The sequence below is a fragment of the Gloeobacter violaceus PCC 7421 genome (assembly GCF_000011385.1).
Taxonomy (GTDB): Bacteria; Cyanobacteriota; Cyanobacteriia; order Gloeobacterales; family Gloeobacteraceae; genus Gloeobacter; species Gloeobacter violaceus.
Genome location: NC_005125.1, coordinates 3,345,866 through 3,360,669 on the forward strand (window position 1 = coordinate 3,345,866; position 14,804 = coordinate 3,360,669).

The 14,804-nt window shown below is 61.6% G+C and carries 17 protein-coding genes; 8 read left to right on the forward strand and 9 right to left on the reverse strand.

Annotated elements, in window-relative coordinates; translation table 11 throughout:
* Window positions 1-56 precede the first annotated feature (56 nt).
* Window positions 57-542: a GNAT family N-acetyltransferase gene (locus GLL_RS16205; RefSeq protein WP_011143135.1), complete on the forward strand. Its 486-nt coding sequence runs from the start codon at window positions 57-59 to the stop codon at window positions 540-542.
* Here GLL_RS16205 and GLL_RS16210 read toward each other — a convergent pair.
* The 5 genes from GLL_RS16210 to GLL_RS16230 all read right to left on the reverse strand — a co-directional run bounded on the left by GLL_RS16210 (window position 523) and on the right by GLL_RS16230 (window position 6,251).
* Window positions 523-2,418 (reverse strand): M2 family metallopeptidase, encoded by a 1,896-nt coding sequence (locus GLL_RS16210; protein ID WP_011143136.1) that lies wholly within the window; start codon window positions 2,416-2,418, stop codon window positions 523-525. The genes GLL_RS16205 and GLL_RS16210 overlap by 20 nt on opposite strands.
* A 99-nt stretch (window positions 2,419-2,517) precedes the next feature.
* Window positions 2,518-3,600 carry a photosystem II q(b) protein gene (psbA, locus tag GLL_RS16215; RefSeq protein ID WP_011140781.1) on the reverse strand — a complete coding sequence of 361 codons (1,083 nt, stop codon included), beginning with the start codon at window positions 3,598-3,600 and terminating at the stop codon, window positions 2,518-2,520.
* Between the two features lie 110 nt (window positions 3,601-3,710).
* Window positions 3,711-4,763: a long-chain acyl-[acyl-carrier-protein] reductase gene (locus tag GLL_RS16220; protein WP_011143137.1), complete on the reverse strand. Its 1,053-nt coding sequence runs from the start codon at window positions 4,761-4,763 to the stop codon at window positions 3,711-3,713.
* A gap of 4 nt (window positions 4,764-4,767) precedes the next feature.
* The gene (locus GLL_RS16225; RefSeq protein WP_011143138.1) at window positions 4,768-5,475 is read right to left on the reverse strand and encodes an aldehyde oxygenase (deformylating); all 708 of its coding nucleotides are present in this window, start codon (window positions 5,473-5,475) and stop codon (window positions 4,768-4,770) included.
* A gap of 92 nt (window positions 5,476-5,567) precedes the next feature.
* Window positions 5,568-6,251, reverse strand: coding sequence for a diacylglycerol/polyprenol kinase family protein (locus tag GLL_RS16230; protein ID WP_011143139.1), 684 nt, complete (start codon window positions 6,249-6,251; stop codon window positions 5,568-5,570).
* 54 nt (window positions 6,252-6,305) lie between these two features.
* Here GLL_RS16230 and GLL_RS16235 point away from each other — a divergent pair, with 54 nt between their 5' ends.
* Window positions 6,306-6,863 (forward strand): hypothetical protein, encoded by a 558-nt coding sequence (locus GLL_RS16235; RefSeq protein WP_011143140.1) that lies wholly within the window; start codon window positions 6,306-6,308, stop codon window positions 6,861-6,863.
* On the opposite strand, the gene pnp is transcribed toward GLL_RS16235, so the two are convergent.
* Window positions 6,811-8,952: a polyribonucleotide nucleotidyltransferase gene (gene pnp, locus GLL_RS16240; RefSeq protein WP_011143141.1), complete on the reverse strand. Its 2,142-nt coding sequence runs from the start codon at window positions 8,950-8,952 to the stop codon at window positions 6,811-6,813. The genes GLL_RS16235 and pnp overlap by 53 nt on opposite strands.
* 145 nt (window positions 8,953-9,097) lie before the next feature.
* On the opposite strand from pnp, the gene GLL_RS16245 reads away from it, so the two are divergent.
* Genes GLL_RS16245 through GLL_RS16265 form a run of 5 tightly spaced genes read left to right on the forward strand, consistent with a single transcriptional unit; the run spans window position 9,098 to window position 12,169 of the window.
* On the forward strand, window positions 9,098-9,445 hold the full coding sequence (locus GLL_RS16245) for a TM2 domain-containing protein (RefSeq protein WP_011143142.1): 348 nt from the start codon (window positions 9,098-9,100) through the stop codon (window positions 9,443-9,445).
* A 17-nt stretch (window positions 9,446-9,462) separates the two neighbouring features.
* On the forward strand, window positions 9,463-10,188 hold the full coding sequence (locus GLL_RS16250; RefSeq protein ID WP_011143143.1) for a helix-hairpin-helix domain-containing protein: 726 nt from the start codon (window positions 9,463-9,465) through the stop codon (window positions 10,186-10,188).
* A 48-nt stretch (window positions 10,189-10,236) separates the two neighbouring features.
* Window positions 10,237-10,557: a hypothetical protein gene (locus GLL_RS16255; RefSeq protein WP_164929200.1), complete on the forward strand. Its 321-nt coding sequence runs from the start codon at window positions 10,237-10,239 to the stop codon at window positions 10,555-10,557.
* Window positions 10,558-10,562: 5 nt separating this feature from the next.
* Window positions 10,563-10,787: a hypothetical protein gene (locus GLL_RS16260; protein WP_011143145.1), complete on the forward strand. Its 225-nt coding sequence runs from the start codon at window positions 10,563-10,565 to the stop codon at window positions 10,785-10,787.
* 5 nt (window positions 10,788-10,792) lie between these two features.
* On the forward strand, window positions 10,793-12,169 hold the full coding sequence (locus GLL_RS16265; protein WP_164929201.1) for a TldD/PmbA family protein: 1,377 nt from the start codon (window positions 10,793-10,795) through the stop codon (window positions 12,167-12,169).
* A 159-nt stretch (window positions 12,170-12,328) separates the two neighbouring features.
* Here GLL_RS16265 and GLL_RS16270 read toward each other — a convergent pair whose 3' ends face one another.
* Window positions 12,329-12,781, reverse strand: a complete 453-nt coding sequence (locus GLL_RS16270) for an FHA domain-containing protein (protein ID WP_164929202.1) — start codon at window positions 12,779-12,781, stop codon at window positions 12,329-12,331.
* Between the two features lie 241 nt (window positions 12,782-13,022).
* Between GLL_RS16270 and GLL_RS16275 the strand changes: the two genes are divergently transcribed.
* A complete protein-coding gene (locus GLL_RS16275; protein WP_164929203.1) occupies window positions 13,023-13,619 on the forward strand; it encodes a histidine phosphatase family protein in 597 nt (198 codons plus the stop codon).
* A gap of 63 nt (window positions 13,620-13,682) precedes the next feature.
* Here GLL_RS16275 and GLL_RS16280 read toward each other — a convergent pair whose 3' ends face one another.
* Together GLL_RS16280 and GLL_RS16285 are read right to left on the reverse strand one after the other, a co-directional pair.
* Window positions 13,683-14,138: a TlpA disulfide reductase family protein gene (locus tag GLL_RS16280; protein WP_011143149.1), complete on the reverse strand. Its 456-nt coding sequence runs from the start codon at window positions 14,136-14,138 to the stop codon at window positions 13,683-13,685.
* A gap of 2 nt (window positions 14,139-14,140) precedes the next feature.
* Window positions 14,141-14,695, reverse strand: coding sequence for a peroxiredoxin (locus tag GLL_RS16285; protein ID WP_011143150.1), 555 nt, complete (start codon window positions 14,693-14,695; stop codon window positions 14,141-14,143).
* Window positions 14,696-14,804 lie beyond the last annotated feature (109 nt).

Genomic DNA, 14,804 nt, shown 5'->3' on the forward strand with positions numbered 1-14,804 from the left:
GCCGTTGGCGGCGGTACAATTGGCGAGAAAATTGTACAACCAAGGAATGATCTGCGATGATCCGGCTGCGCCCCTACGAACCCGGCGACGCGCCTGCGCTCGTTGATTTATTTCGAGATACCGTTCGCCGCATCAACGTTCGGGATTACTCGCCCGGGCAAGTGGCGGCCTGGGCACCGGAGGACATCGACTCCCGGGACTGGGCTGGGCAGTTGACCGACCGCTTTGCCGTCGTGGCGCAGATTGGCGAAGCGGTCGTCGGATTCACCGATTTCGAGAGCGACGGCCACCTCGATCGCTTCTATGTCCACGCCGACTATCAGGGCCGGGGCGTGGGCGGGGCGATGCTTGCCGCCGTCGAGGCCGAGGCGAGGCGCCTTGGCCTCGACCGGGTGTTCACCGAGGCGAGCATCACGGCGCGGCCTTTTTTCGAGCGGCGCGGCTTTCGGGTGTTGCAGGCACAGACTGTTGTCCGGCGCGGGGAGGAACTGGTCAACTATCGGATGGAGAAGCGGCTCGGGTCTATCGAATTGTCGAACTGACCGATCCGGCGCTCTCCCAGCCGACTTTGACGCCTTTGTTTTGTTCGTCGAGCCAGGATTTGAGGGGTGCAAAGTAGTCGAGCATGGCGGTCGCGTCCATCTGTCGCTCGCCGGTCATCGCGGAGAGCACCTCCGGCCAGGGACGGCTCTGCCCGGCTTCGAGCATCAACGCAAGCTTCGCCCCCGCCGCTTTGTTGCCGTAGACCGAACAGCGGTGCAAGGGGCCGGTATAACCCGCTTCCCGGCACAGCGCCCGGTGGAACTGGAACTGCAGCACCCGCGCCAGGAAATAGCGGGTGTAGGGGGTGTTGGCCGGTACGTGGAACTTGGCGCCGGGGTCGAAGTCGGCCTCCGAGCGCGGCAGGGGGGCCGAGACGCCCTGGTAGCGCTCGCGCAGTGCCCACCAGGCTTTGTTGTAGTCTTTGGGCTGGACGGCGCCCGAGTAGACTTTCCAGCGCCATTGGTCGATGAGCAGCCCGAAGGGCAAAAAGGCAACTTTGTCGAGCGCCTGCCGCAGCAGGATGCCGGTGTCGGCTTCGGGACCGGGGATGGTGCCCATCAGTCCGACTTTGACCAGGTACTCCGGTGTCACCGAGAGGGCGATCGTGTCGCCCACCGCCTCGTGAAAGCCGTCGTTGGCGCTGTTTCGAAACAGCGGCGGCTGCTTTTTGTAGGCGCGCTGGTAGAAGTTGTGGCCCAGTTCGTGGTGGACAGTGACAAAATCCTCGCCCGTCACCTCGGTGCACATCTTGATGCGGATATCGTCGGGATTGTCGATTTCCCAGGCGCTCGCGTGGCAGACCACCTCGCGATCTTTGGGTTTGACGAGCATCGAACGTTCCCAAAAAGTTTTGGGCAGAGAATCAAATCCGAGCGAGGTGAAAAAGCGCTCGCCGTATCCGAACATGCCTCGCTCATCGACGTTTTTGGCCTTGAGCAGCTGGGTGAGGTCGTAACTGGGAACCACCCCCGCCGGGGCGACTAGCGGATAGATATTGCCCCACTCCTGTGCCCACATGTTGCCGAGCAGGTGGGCGGGGATGGGTCGATTCGCCGGTACCAGTTTGGTGCCGTACTGCTCGCCCAACTTGGTGCGCACGTAGGCGTGCAGCGAGACGTACAGAGGCTGGACCTGCCCCCAGAGCCGCTCGACTTCAGCGGCAAAGGCGTCCGGTTCCATGTCGTAGTTGGAGCGCCACATCGCCCCGGTATCGGCAAAGCCCAGTTCGCTCGCCCCCTTGTTCGCCAACTGCACAAAGCGCTCGTAGCGGGGCCGCAGGGGCACGGCAATTTTGTGCCAGCCCTGCCAAACATCGAGCAGTTCCTGCGGATCGCGGCTGGTGGCGAGGATGCGCGAAAGCTCGTTGATCTGCAGACAAGTTTCTTTGCCGTCTGCCCCCGGCCGGCAGTAGGTGCCCCGGCCGTACTCGCTCTCCATACCGACGGTGATCTTGGTCAATTCGACCTGTGCATTGGGATCGCCCGGGGGCGGAGCCGCCAGGCTCAACTTGAGCAGTTTGAATTTGCGCGCCAGTTCCGGTGGCAGGGGCGCGTTGTCGAAACGCTTCGCAGCCATGGCCAGCCGCTGGGTGGCCGCGGCCAAATTTTTCTGGGCTTCCGCCGCCAATGCCTCGGTGTCCCCGGTGATATACGTGGCGTTGACCCAACTGGCCCGGTTGGACTGCACCCCCAGCGCCGCCAATTCGCCCTCGGCTTTTTGCATGAAGGCTTGCGCCTCGGCAATATTTTTAGTCGTGGCCACGCGCGGGGGAGGCGGCTCGGCGGCGACGGCATGGGCACCCAGGCTCAACAACAGCCCGGCCAGGCAGAAATGGCGTTTCACAGCAGATGCTCCTCTTTTGACCGTTTCGACCATAGCATTTGGAATTACCAGAGCCAGGCTCGAAAGCTACACGGTCGTTACCAAAAAAAAAGGCCCCCGAAGGGGCCTGCATTCACAGATCGAGAGAGAAAGTTAGCCGTTGAGGTCGGCGTTGCCCACCGCCACCGGAGCCGACTCCGTTCCAGCCAAATCCAAGGGGAAGTTGTGAGCATTGCGCTCGTGCATCACTTCCATTCCCAAATTCGCTCGGTTGACGATGTCCGCCCACGTGTATATCGCACGACCCTGAGAATCCACGATGCTGCTGTTGAAGTTGAAGCCGTTCAGGTTGAACGCCATCACACTGATGCCCAGCGCCGTGAACCAAATCCCAATCACCGGCCACGCTGCCAAGAAAAAGTGCAAACTGCGGCTGTTGTTGAAGCTGGCGTACTGGAAAATCAAACGGCCAAAGTAACCATGCGCCGCAATGATGTTGTACGTCTCCTCTTCCTGGCCAAACTTGTATCCGTAGTTCTGGGACTCTTCCATCGACGTCTCACGAATCAATGAAGAAGTCACCAGCGAACCGTGCATCGCACTGAACAGCGAACCGCCGAACACACCCGCCACCCCCAGCATGTGGAAGGGATGGTTCAGAATGTTGTGCTCCGCCTGAAAAACAAACATGAAGTTGAACGTGCCCGAAATACCCAACGGCATACCGTCACTGAAGCTGCCCTGGCCAATCGGGTAAATCAAGAAGACCGCCGCCGCCGCCGCCACAGGAGCACTGTAGGCGATGCAGATCCACGGACGCAGGCCCAAACGGTAGCTGAGCTCCCACTCGCGGCCCAGGTAGCAAAACACCCCAATGAGAAAATGGAAGACCACCAGCTGGTAGGGGCCGCCGTTGTAGAGCCACTCGTCCATCGAAGCCGCTTCCCAAATTGGGTAGAAGTGCAGGCCGATGGCGTTGGAAGACGGGATCACCGCCCCGGTGATGATGTTGTTGCCGTACAGCAGCGAACCGGAAATCGGCTCGCGGATGCCGTCCATGTCCACCGGCGGGGCGGCGACAAAAGCGACGACGAAGCAAATCGTCGCAGAAAGCAGGGTGGGGATCATCAGGACGCCGAACCAACCAACGTAGAAGCGGTTGTTGGTGGAGGTCACCCAATCGGCGAAGCGGTCCCACAGCCCTTGTGAAGAACGACGCTCGAGTGTTGCAGTCATGATTGGAAAAATCCGGTAAAGGAACTGTCTATGTAAAAGAATGTAACAAACATTAAGAAGGGCGGCACAGGCCGCCCTTCTATGTTTCTGATGTGGGCGATGAGCTTTGCTTATCCGTGTACGAGTTCGCCGCTGCGCTGACTGGGTTCAAGCAGGGGACGAAAGCCATGTTTTTTAGACAGCGAGCCGATCTGGGCCATCTTCTCGACGGTGATGTGGTTGCGGCCCCAGGAAAAATTGAAGTGAAGCCCTTCGAATTCCAGCAGCATCGACTCGGCGAAGCAGGCGAAGAACTGGCGGGCGGGGTTGGGCACATTTAGAAACGACATGATCTGCCAGTCGATGTCGAGCGAGTGCTCGACCATGCCGCCGTCGAGGATATGGATGCCCGGGCGCTGCAGGGTGCCGGCCATGTTCTTGGGGTAGCCGCCGTCGATGAGCAGGCAGGGGGTGCGCAGGCCGGCGGGGTCGATGGCCATGCCCTGGTTCATCGAGGCGACCCAGACGACGATGTCGGCTTTGGGAAGTGCTTCTTCGACCGGCAGGATCCGACCGGTGCCGAGTTCCTGCTGCAGCCGGTCGAGCCTTTCGGCGTCGCGGGCCACCAGCAAGAGTTCGTGGATGCCGGCGCGGTCGGTGAGCCATCGGCAGACGGCGCTACCGATGTCGCCGGTGGCCCCGACTACCGCCACGGTCGCTTTGGCCGGATCGATGCCGTAGCGTACCGCACCCTGCTCGACCTGCTGACAAAGGATGTAGGCCGTGTGGGTGTTGCCGGTGGTGAAGCGCTGGATGTCGAGGGTGATGTCGCGGACGTTGAGCAATTTATCGAGGCTGAAATTCTCGAAGATGATCGACGAGAAGCCTCCCAGGGCCGTAATGTCGATGCCGCGCTTCTGGACCAGGGCCATGGCATTGAGGATCTTGCGCATGGCGGTCTTGAAGCGGCCCTGGGCGAGCATCTCCGGCAGAAAGCACGATTCGACGTACTGACCGTGGATCACCTGACCGGTGACGCTGGTGATCGTGATTTCATCGACCGCCTGGGGAGGGGCCATGCACCAGAATTCGAGGTCGTGGCTTGCATACTCGTCGTAGCCCAGGTCGCGGGCGACCCGCTGGGCATGGGAAAGATTGGTCAAGTGTCCGATCAGGCCAAACATGATTTCACTGGCGGGGGGCAGAGGCAAGGCCGCGGGCGGACATCTTCATCACGTCGCGCATCGAAAAACCGATGTCGCCCAAGGCTTCACCGTAGGCGATCATAAAGTCTTCGACGATCGCTTCTTTATCCATCTGCAGCACTTCGGTGTCCGCTTCGACGGCGTTGAGCATCCGCCAGACGATGGGCAGATTCTGGGCGTTGGCGCGCTCGATGCCCTCGCGCACGGTCACGAAGCGCTCTTTGAGCCACTGCTGCCCAAAGTTGAGGTGGGTGTACTCGTCCTTGACGACGCCCTCGGTCACCTTGCGGGCAAACGCGTCGGCCACCGGAATGTAGACGTTGTAGGCCGCAATTGCGAAGCACTCGATGATCAGTGCCTGGATGACCATGCAGGTGGTAAGGTCACCTTCTGCCGCCGCCTGCTGAAAGTTGCCGTCGAGCTGTTCGAAGTAGGCCCTTGCAAACGGGTCGTCCGGCGTGACTTCGAGGTTGCGGGCGCAGGACTGGAAGCCTTTGAAGTGGCGATTTTCCATCGCGGCCAGTTTTTTGAGCGCCTCGGCATGGTCCGGCAGCATCTCAGCGAGGGTAAGGTAGTTGGCGTGGGCTTCCCGCTCGCCTTCAAGGACGATGGCATTGATGCGGGAGTACGCATCGCGGTAGGTGTCGGAGCGGTAATCAAGCGCGGCGCTGGACGGTGCGGTTCGGTTCACGTAGGTTGGCCCAAAGTGGGGACTGTTTCGAAGCTAAGGCGTATTTTACGTAAAAAATGTTCTCCATGGATCAACACTTTGGCAACAATCTGTTATAAAAATGCCTGAATAAGGCCCTGCGTCAGCAAAGCACTACCCAGAGGCACCGTCAAATTATCGATGCCGCCCACTGAGATTACTTCCAGACCCGTGGCGGCACCGGCAATGGCGAGAGCACTCAGCACCATGGGCAGGCTCCACCCGCAAGTAAAACCCAGAAGCAACAGGCAAACGGCAAAGCTCACCACGGCCATCGCCAGCGATCCTTCCACGGTCTTGCGCATGCCCAGCACTTTGTATTCGCACCGCCCCCAGGTTTGACCCACCAAAGCGGCCACGGCATCGCCCCAGGTCATCACGAGAATGCCCACCGCCGCCACCACCTGCAGATTCTGGGGCCAGTAAAAGGCGATCAGCAGCGTAATACTCAGTGAATAAAAGAACGTCCCCCAACTTTTGCGGTCCACCCCGCCGACGCTCCCCAAAAGCCGGTAGCGATAAGAAAGCAGCGTCACGGCACAAAAAGCCGCCCCAAAGGCCAGGGCGAGCCACAGGGGCACCGCGAGCCACCAGGCCAGCAAAATGATATTGCCGGTGGCGATGTGGACGAATTTGCGGGTGCGCTCGTCGGCTATCCCCCGAGAAGCAAGCCACTGGGCAATCCCCAGCACGCTGCCCACGTACAGGCCGATCGCGACAACCTGCCACCACCAAGCGATCACCGCATCCTCGTCCACATAAAATCCAATCTAAGCCCGCTGAGCTAGCTTAGAAAAAAAGACGACCCCACGATGAGCACACCGACCGTCGGCGAACTCTTGAAGCAGCGCTTTGCTGAACACGGATTCGACAAGCCGGACAACGCCATCCCGATAACGCACATCCCGCCGGTCGATTGGGCGATTCGCTTTCACATTGACCGCCACGACGTCACCCATATCCTCATGGAAGCGCCCAACACCCCCCTGGGCGAAGCCTACGTAGGCGGGGCGGAGGCCGCGAGCCTCGGCATTCCTCGTCTGGCGGCGATTGTCGGGTTTGCCCTCATCTGCCGCCTCGACGCCGATTTTGACCGGGTACCGCGCCGGGCGATGCTGCTCAGCATGCTCCAGGGTTACGACCGCCACCTGTACTGCCGCACCAAAATTGTCACCGGCCAGCCGGGGGTCTACCGCGTCGAGGATGTATTGCCCCTGACCCTTGCCGAAGCCAGGCGCCTGACCGGGATTGTAGGGATGGATCCCCCCCGCTGCGCTGCCCCCCTTGGAAAGGGGGGGCAGGGGGGGATCCAGAGGGCTACTGCCCCCGCGCCTCCTCGACCTCGCTCGGGTGGATTCCCCGGCGGGTGAGGTTGATGCGGCCTTTTTGATCGATCTCTTTGACTTTCACGACGACTTCGTCGCCGACGTTCAGTTCGTCTTCGACTTTGCGCACCCGGTGCTCAGCAAGCTGTGAGATATGCACTAAGCCCTCTTTGCCGGGCATGACTTCGACGAAAGCCCCCAGGTTGGGGATAATCCGGGTGACCGTACCCAGATAAACTTTGTCGACTTCGACGGTGCGGGTCATCCCCTCGATGATCTGCTTGGCAGCCAGAGCCTTCGCCCCGTCTATCGAAGAAACCACCACGGTGCCGTCGTCTTCGATATCGACCTTGGCGCCGGTCTCCTCGACGATGCGCTTGATCGTCTTACCGCCGGGACCAATCACCAGACCGATCATGTCGACCGGGATCTTGAGGGTGAGCAGGCGCGGCGCGTAGGGCGACAGTTCGACCCGCGGTTTGTCGATGGCGATCAGCATCTTCTCCAGGATGTGCAGTCGGCCCGCCTTGGACTGCTGGATGGCGGCTTCGAGGATCTGCAGGGTGATCCCCTGGATTTTAATGTCCATCTGCAGCGCGGTGATCCCGTCGCGGGTGCCCGCCACCTTGAAGTCCATGTCCCCCAGAAAATCCTCGATGCCCTGGATGTCGGTGAGGATGCGCACTTCGTCGCCTTCTTTAATTAGACCCATCGCCACCCCGGAGACCGGTTCGCGGATGGGCACCCCGGCATCCATCAGGGCGAGGGTCGAGGCGCACACCGAGCCCATCGAGGTTGAACCGTTGGAGGAGAGCACCTCGGAGACGACGCGGATCACGTAAGGAAACTGCTCGTGCTCGGGCAGGATCGGCACGATGGCGCGCTCGGCGAGGGCGCCGTGGCCCACTTCGCGGCGGCCGACGCCGCGCAGGGGCTTCACTTCGCCCACCGAAAAACCCGGAAAGTTGTAGTGGTGCATGTAGCGCTTGGAATCGTCCGGGTGCAGATCGTCGAGTTCCTGGGCGTCGGAGGCGGTGCCCAGGGTCACCACCGAGAGCACCTGGGTGGTGCCCCGGGTGAACAGGCCACAACCGTGCACCCGCGGGATCACCCGCACGGCACTTGAGATGGGACGCACCTCGTCGAGGGAACGGCCGTCGACACGCTTGCCCTCCACCAGGATCTGCTTGCGCATCAGCTTTTTGGTGGTGGATTTGAAGAGCGCCGGCAACTTGCTGGCATTGGCGGCCGCTTTCTCGCGCAGGGGGTCTTCTTCGCCCAGACCTGCAAAGGTGGTCCCCAGTTCTGCCTCGATAGCGTCGAGCTTGGCGTCGCGCTCGTCTTTGCTCAGCTCGAAGCTGCGCAGCACCTCGGCGACCGCCTCGGAAGCTTTCTCTTCGACAAAGGAAACCAGCACCGGGTCGTTGGCGGGGGCGACGAAGGCCATCGGCTCAATCTTCAGGTCGCGGATGAACTCCTCCTGGGCGGTGAGCATCGCCTGGACCGCCTCGTAGCCGTAGTCGATGGCATCGATGATGTCCTCCTCGGGCAGGCAGTTGGCCCCGGCCTCGACCATCATGATCCCGTTTTTGGTGCCCGCCACTACTAAGTCGAGTTCGCCCTCTTCGATCTCTTTGTAGGTGGGGTTGATGATGAAATCGTCGCCCATCAAACCGACGCGGGTAGCCGCCACCGGTCCGTCGAAGGGAATGCCCGCGAGCATGGTCGCCGTCGAGGCGCCGAGGATGGCAAGGATATCCGGCGGCACGTTCATATCGAGGGCAAGCACCGTCGCCACGATCTGCACGTCGTTGATGAAGCCCTTTGGAAAGAGGGGCCGCAGCGGCCGGTCAATCAGGCGGGCGGCAAGAATTGCTTTTTCGGGCGGGCGGCCTTCGCGGCGCACGAAACTGCCTGGAATGCGTCCGGCCGCGTACAGGCGTTCTTCGTAATCCACCAGCAATGGAAAGAAGTCGATCCCCTCCCGGGGTTTGCTGGCCATCGTGGCCGTCACCAATACCGCAGTCTCCCCCGACTGCACCAACACCGAACCGCCCGCCAACTGCGCCAGGACGCCGGTACTCAACCCGATCTCGCGTCCGTGGACTGTGACAGACTTTCTGTACTCGATCATATTCTTCTCTGTCTTTTGTACTCGTTAGAGTCTAACAAATGGGACCGGCGGTAGTGGACGGGCCGGGATCGCAAGCGAGCCGCCGCCGGCCGGGGCATGAACGATAAGATAGAAGGGCGCCAAGCTAGAACACAGGAAGCGATCCATGGGTGAGAAGAACCGTTCGACAGCAGCCATCCTCGCCATGCTGCTCGGGTGGCTGGGGGCTCACAAGTTCTACCTTGGGCGCCCGGTCGCCGGGATAGTGTACCTGTTGTTTTTTTGGACCGGTCTGCCGGGGCTCATCGGTTTTGTCGAAGGGGTGCTCTATCTGGTGCAGAGCGACAGCGAATTCAACCGCAAATTCAACCCGAAGCTGACCTACGAACCCCAAAAATTTCTAGGCGATCCGATCGACACGTTGCGGCGCCTGGAGGCCTTGCGCCAGGAGGGCCTCATCAGCGAGGAAGAATTTGAAGAAAAACGCCGCAAACTCATCGATCGGATCGGTTGACGCCGGAGGGGTGGGTCATGGACAGCGCACGCAACTGGAGGTGGTTACTGGCGGTGCCGATCGTCAACTGGCTGGGGCTGATGCTCGCCGGACAGGAAGTGCGCAAGCCCTCCTGGGTGCGCTGGGCGGTGGTCTACGCCATTCTCAGCTCCCTCGGGGTGATCGCGGGCACGGTGGCGGGGGAGTGGTTTTTGTTCTGGACGGTCTGGGGGTTGGTGGCCGCCCACACCTTTCAAGTGCAAAGCGAATACCAGAACCGCCTGCTGCTGATGCAAGATTCTCAGCAGCGTCTGCAATCGGATCAGGATATGCGCCTGGCGCGGGAGTTGGGCATGGGCATCGACATCAACCGCTGCAGCATCGACGATCTGTTGCGCCTACCGGGCCTTTCGATCATCGAAGCGCGCCGCATTGTCGAGGCGCGGCGCAGCGGCGGGCCTTATCTCTCGGCGGACGAATTGATCGAGCGTGCCGATCTTTCGTCGATCAAAGTCCGCCGCCTCGAACCGCTGCTGCAGTTTTGCTATTACGAGCCGCCGGTGGCGTTGCCGGTTACCCTCGATGTCAACGAAGCTTCCGTCGTGCAGCTTGAACAACTGGAAGGCCTCGACACCCACCTGGCTGTGCGCATCGTGCGCGAGCGCGAGCAACACGGCGACTACCCAAGCCTGGGTGACCTGCGCGACCGCCTGAACCTCACCCCCAAGGTCGTGGCGCGCCTGCTCAACCGCCTGACGTTCTGAGCCGACACATCGGTGCTAGGATAAGTTCATGTGAACACCTGTCCTTCTATGCCAAATGCCGCTGTGACTTCAGCCGAGCCGCCCCGGACCGTGCATGCGGCGGCGGATCTTTTTCCGCTGCCCGCCCTGGCCTATCTGCGGGCGAGCCAGGGTGAGCGCATCGCCCTGGTCTGCCGCGGTCTGGGGGGCTTGCTGCAGCGCGTCGAGGCTTTGGGTGGGCGGTTGGTCTGGTTTTTTGCGGAGGACGAGCGACCGGTGAGAGCGCTGCTTGCGGATGAGGCGGCTCCTTTCGATTTGGTGGTCGAATACCGCAGCAGGCGGCAAGCAGCCTCCGGCACCGATGCCATAATGAACGGACAGTCGGATTGACCTCGATGGGCGGCAGCAATCCTTACATCCAGCGAGTCGAGTACGAACTTCCCCAAATTGCTGATGCGATCCGCTTTTTGCCCAAGGGCCAAGCGCTCCGCGTCGACCCGGCCCGGAGCCCCCACGGCGACAACGGCCTGCCGGGCAGCGTGCTGGATATTGCCCTGGCCTACGGCATCGACATCGTCATCGAAATTTCCGCCTGGAACCGCAACCTCGCCCGCGAGTGAACCCCATGCTAGATCTGCTCGACCACCTCGTTCACGCCTACGGCTCCAAAGTCGATTATTTGCAAATTCGCATCGAGCAGGCCCAGGGTACCGACATCGCCCTGCGCGGCGATCTGGTCGAGACGCTCAGCGAGACGCTCTCGGTGGGCGGTCACGTGCGCACTTGCCACAACGGCGGCTGGGGGTTCGCGAGCTTCAACCGCCTTGCGGACCTCGAAGCGCGCCTTGAAGAAGCGATCGCCGCCGCCCGGCTCACCGGCACCGAGCAAACGCTGCTGGCGCCGGTCGAACCGGTGCGCCGGGTCACGGGCCTGCGTCTGGTGGGACGCGATCCGCGCCTGGTGCCGCTGGCTGAAAAAAAGGCCCTTTGCGACCACTACAACGCAATCCTGCGCGCTGGATCGCCCCGGGTGGCAAGCACCACCGTCCGCTACGGCGACAGCCATCAAAAAGTGTTTATTGCCACCTCCGAGGGTACCCTGCTGGAGCAGGAGTGGGTGGACCTGGAGATGCGCTTTGCGGCAACCGCCCGCGACGGGGCCACCGTCCAGACCGGACGCGAGACCCACGGCTCGCGTCGGGGTTTCGACGATCTGTTGGATCTCGACGCCAAAGTACGCGCGGCGGCGGAGCGGGCGGTCGCCGCCTTGAGCCTGCCGCCGGTCAGAGGCGGTATCTACACCGTCGTCATCGACCCGATTCTCACGGGACTGTTCGTCCACGAGGCCTTCGGTCACCTCTCGGAGGCCGACATGGCCTACGAAAACCCCGATTTGCTTGAAGTGATGAGCCTCGGCCGCCGCTTCGGCCCCAGTTCCCTCAATATTCTCGACGGGGCACTGCCCGATGGCCATCGGGGCAGTTACGCCTTCGACGACGAGGGGGTGCCCGCCACCACCACCCACTTGATTCGCAACGGCGAGCTGGTGGGCCGCCTGCACTCGCGCGAGACGGCGGGCAAACTTGAAGAAACCCCGACGGGCAACGCCCGCTGCCTCGATTACACCTACCCCCCGATCGTGCGCATGACCAATACCTGGATCGAGCGGGGCGACGTGTCGGTGGCCGACCTGCCCGTCGGCGTGCACGAGGGTGTCTACGCCCGCAACTGGCTGGGGGGCATGACCAACGGCGAGATGTTCACCTTTACCGCCGGCGAAGCCTGGATGATTAGAGACGGCAAAATCGCCGAACCGGTGCGCGATGTCACCCTTTCGGGCAATGTTTTTCAGACCCTCGCGGATATCGAGGCGATTGGCGACGACTTCGAGTGGGACGAATCGGGCGGCTGCGGCAAAGGTGGCCAGGACGGCCTGGCGGTGGGCTGCGGCGGCCCCAGTCTGCGCATCCGCAACGTCGTGGTAGGCGGTGCGGCGCCGTAGGGCCTCAAGTGCGGAAAGCAGGAGTTGGGCACCGCCGGTGCGCGGTGGTTTCGGCTTGGGGATTTCAAACCCCATCGTAAAAAAGTGAACTTTCTTCGTCGATTGCTTGAACGCAAAGTTCGGTGCGCTTAAGCGCATCGACCGCAGTACCAAGCGTGTTTAGGCATTGCGATGGATCGGCAGAACAGCGTTCTGGGTACGGGTCGAAGGCATCTCGGCTGCAGGAGGAGCAGCTTTGTGGTTGCAGGCAACGGGTGAACCGGCCGAGGCACCCACCAGAACCGCCATTTCGACCAGACCGTCGCGGCCCAACTGCAGCCGGTCGCCGTCACCCAGGGCGTAGGCGATGCCGGGTGTCAGGGCGAAGCCGTTGAGGAGCGTACCGTTGCGGCTGTTGACATCGGTGACGGTGTAGGTGGAATAGTTGGCGTCCCAGCGGATAAAGGCGTGCGATCGGGAAACCACCTGGCTGTGGGTGAGTCCCGACAGATCGACACCCTCCGCTGCGCGGCCAATCAGCGTGTCTCGGGCAATCCAGAACTCCAGACCAAGATCGCGATCGACCAGCTTGAGGGCCAGGCGGTCGGCGCTGGGCAGCGGCTCCCCGCACACCGGGCAGAAAGGGTTAACTGACGCACAAAGATTGTCATACCCACACTGGGGATTCGCACATTGAGTAGCCATCGCAACTTCCGAAGCAGGTAAACAGGGCGGACAAGGCGCCGCTAGGGATCGGGAAAATACGATCAGCAAAAATACGGATATTGAGGGCTGAGTACAGCATCTTGCTTATGGCACAATCGCAAAGGTCGGCACGGTATTGCAGGCGACGAAACCGAAGGAGCGGGTTTACTTGACCATTGTTTATCTGGTGCGGCACGGGCAAACCGTGTTGAGCGAAAAAAGACAATTTTGCGGGCGCACCGATCCCGATCTCAGCGCGGGGGGAGCCCAAAATGTCCGTGCTCTAGCGAGCTGGCTCGCGGGCGAATCGCTTCCTGTACAAGTATTTACCAGCCCCTTGCTGCGCGCCCGGCGGACGGCCCGTCTGCTCGAAGCGGCCTGGCCGTCGCCCGTGGTCGAGCCGCGCCTGCGCGAGAGCGATTTTGGCGATTGGGAAGGTCTGGATGGCGACACATTGCAGGCGAGCGACCCCGCCGGTTTTGCCGCCTGGATGGCCGATCCGGTGGGATTTCGGCCACCGGGGGGCGAATCGGTCGGTGAGCTTTGCGAGCGGGTGGCCGAGTTTTTCCAGGAGGCGCTTGAACGCTTTGCGGACCAGACGATCGCCGCGGTCTGCCACGGAGGGCCAATTCGGGCCATGGTGCTGGCGGGACTCGGCTTGCCGCTGGAGTGCTTCTGGCACTTCAACCCGCCCTGGGCTTCGGTGAGCCGCCTGGAAGTTCGCGGTCCGGTGCGGCAGTTGCGCTACTTCGGGCAGCGCGGCTAAATAGTCAAAACAAAAGGGCGCCGGAATCGGCGCCCTTCGCAACAACAGCACCGACCGAGGCGCTTACCCTTCAACCAGGCAGCGGTCGAGCGCCTTGGTGATGCGCTCGTAGCCTTTGCCGCCGGTCTGGAAGTGGCGCATTTCGCCTTTGCGGTCAAAGACGTAGTAACCGGGAACGTACTCGTTGGTGAAGCGCTCCACCAGCGTGTGCTCGCTGTCGATGGCGCACGGCTGGGTGAGCAACATCGCCTCAACGGCGTCCTTGGTGACCGCCCCGGTGTCGAGTTCCGCTTCGGAGCGGGGCTGATGGACGCTCAACACCACGACGCCCTTGGGCTGGTACTCGTCGCGGATGGCGTTGAACTGCGCGACCACGTCGTGGCAGATGTAGCAGCTGATCGACCAGAAGTGGACCAGCACCACCTTGCCCTGGTAATCCTCGGGCTTCGGTTCGCCGCCGTTAATCCAGGTGGGCACCCCCGCCAAAGAGGGCAGGGGAGCGCGCATGCGCAGTGCCATGGCTAGACGACTTCGAGGACTTTCTGGCCGGGCTTCCAGTCGCCCGGGCACAGGCCGCCGTTTTGCAGCGCCTGCAGCACGCGGATAGTCTCCTCGACCGAGCGGCCGACGTTGTCGTCGGTGATCGTCGCGTACTTGAGGATGCCGTCGGGATCGATGATAAACAGCCCGCGCTGGGAGTAGCCTTCTTTTTCGTTGAGCACGCCGTAGGCTTCGGCGACATCTTTGGTGAAATCGGCGACCAGCGGGAACTTCAGTCCGGCAATGCCGTTTTTCTCGCGCGGGGTGCTGATCCAGGCCCAGTGGCTAAAGACGCTGTCGCAGGAGCAACCGAGCACTTCGGTGTCGAGATCTTGAAACTCTTCGTAACGATCGGAGAGGGCAAGAATTTCAGTCGGGCATACAAACGTAAAATCGAGCGGATAGAAAAAGAAGATCAACCACTTGCCCCGGTAGTCGGTGAGCGCGATGGGCTCACCAAGATTTTTGGGGCTGGTGGCACCCTTGGTGCTTTTCAGCGTGAAGCTCGGAGCCGGAAGTCCAACGGATGCGGTCATGGTGGGCGGGTCTCCTCTGGGAATGGCCAATGCGTACAAAGTCTAATCTTAGAATTAATCAAGTTCGGGACGATGTCAACTTGAGCCCCCCGACCGCAAGACGTTAGGC

Excerpts from the sequence above, each read along its gene's own strand:
- GLL_RS16245 (WP_011143142.1), top strand. The coding sequence starts at position 9,098 with ATGGGTGAGAAGAACCGTTCGACAGCAGCCATCCTCGCCATGCTGCTC.
- GLL_RS16220 (WP_011143137.1), bottom strand. The coding sequence starts at position 4,763 with ATGTTTGGCCTGATCGGACACTTGACCAATCTTTCCCATGCCCAGCGG.
- GLL_RS16280 (WP_011143149.1), bottom strand. The coding sequence starts at position 14,138 with ATGGCACTGCGCATGCGCGCTCCCCTGCCCTCTTTGGCGGGGGTGCCC.
- GLL_RS16210 (WP_011143136.1), bottom strand. The coding sequence starts at position 2,418 with ATGGTCGAAACGGTCAAAAGAGGAGCATCTGCTGTGAAACGCCATTTC.
- GLL_RS16260 (WP_011143145.1), top strand. The coding sequence starts at position 10,563 with ATGGGCGGCAGCAATCCTTACATCCAGCGAGTCGAGTACGAACTTCCC.
- GLL_RS16265 (WP_164929201.1), top strand. The coding sequence starts at position 10,793 with ATGCTAGATCTGCTCGACCACCTCGTTCACGCCTACGGCTCCAAAGTC.
- psbA (WP_011140781.1), bottom strand. The coding sequence starts at position 3,600 with ATGACTGCAACACTCGAGCGTCGTTCTTCACAAGGGCTGTGGGACCGC.
- GLL_RS16250 (WP_011143143.1), top strand. The coding sequence starts at position 9,463 with ATGGACAGCGCACGCAACTGGAGGTGGTTACTGGCGGTGCCGATCGTC.
- GLL_RS16285 (WP_011143150.1), bottom strand. The coding sequence starts at position 14,695 with ATGACCGCATCCGTTGGACTTCCGGCTCCGAGCTTCACGCTGAAAAGC.
- pnp (WP_011143141.1), bottom strand. The coding sequence starts at position 8,952 with ATGATCGAGTACAGAAAGTCTGTCACAGTCCACGGACGCGAGATCGGG.
- GLL_RS16255 (WP_164929200.1), top strand. The coding sequence starts at position 10,237 with ATGCCAAATGCCGCTGTGACTTCAGCCGAGCCGCCCCGGACCGTGCAT.
- GLL_RS16235 (WP_011143140.1), top strand. The coding sequence starts at position 6,306 with ATGAGCACACCGACCGTCGGCGAACTCTTGAAGCAGCGCTTTGCTGAA.
- GLL_RS16205 (WP_011143135.1), top strand. The coding sequence starts at position 57 with ATGATCCGGCTGCGCCCCTACGAACCCGGCGACGCGCCTGCGCTCGTT.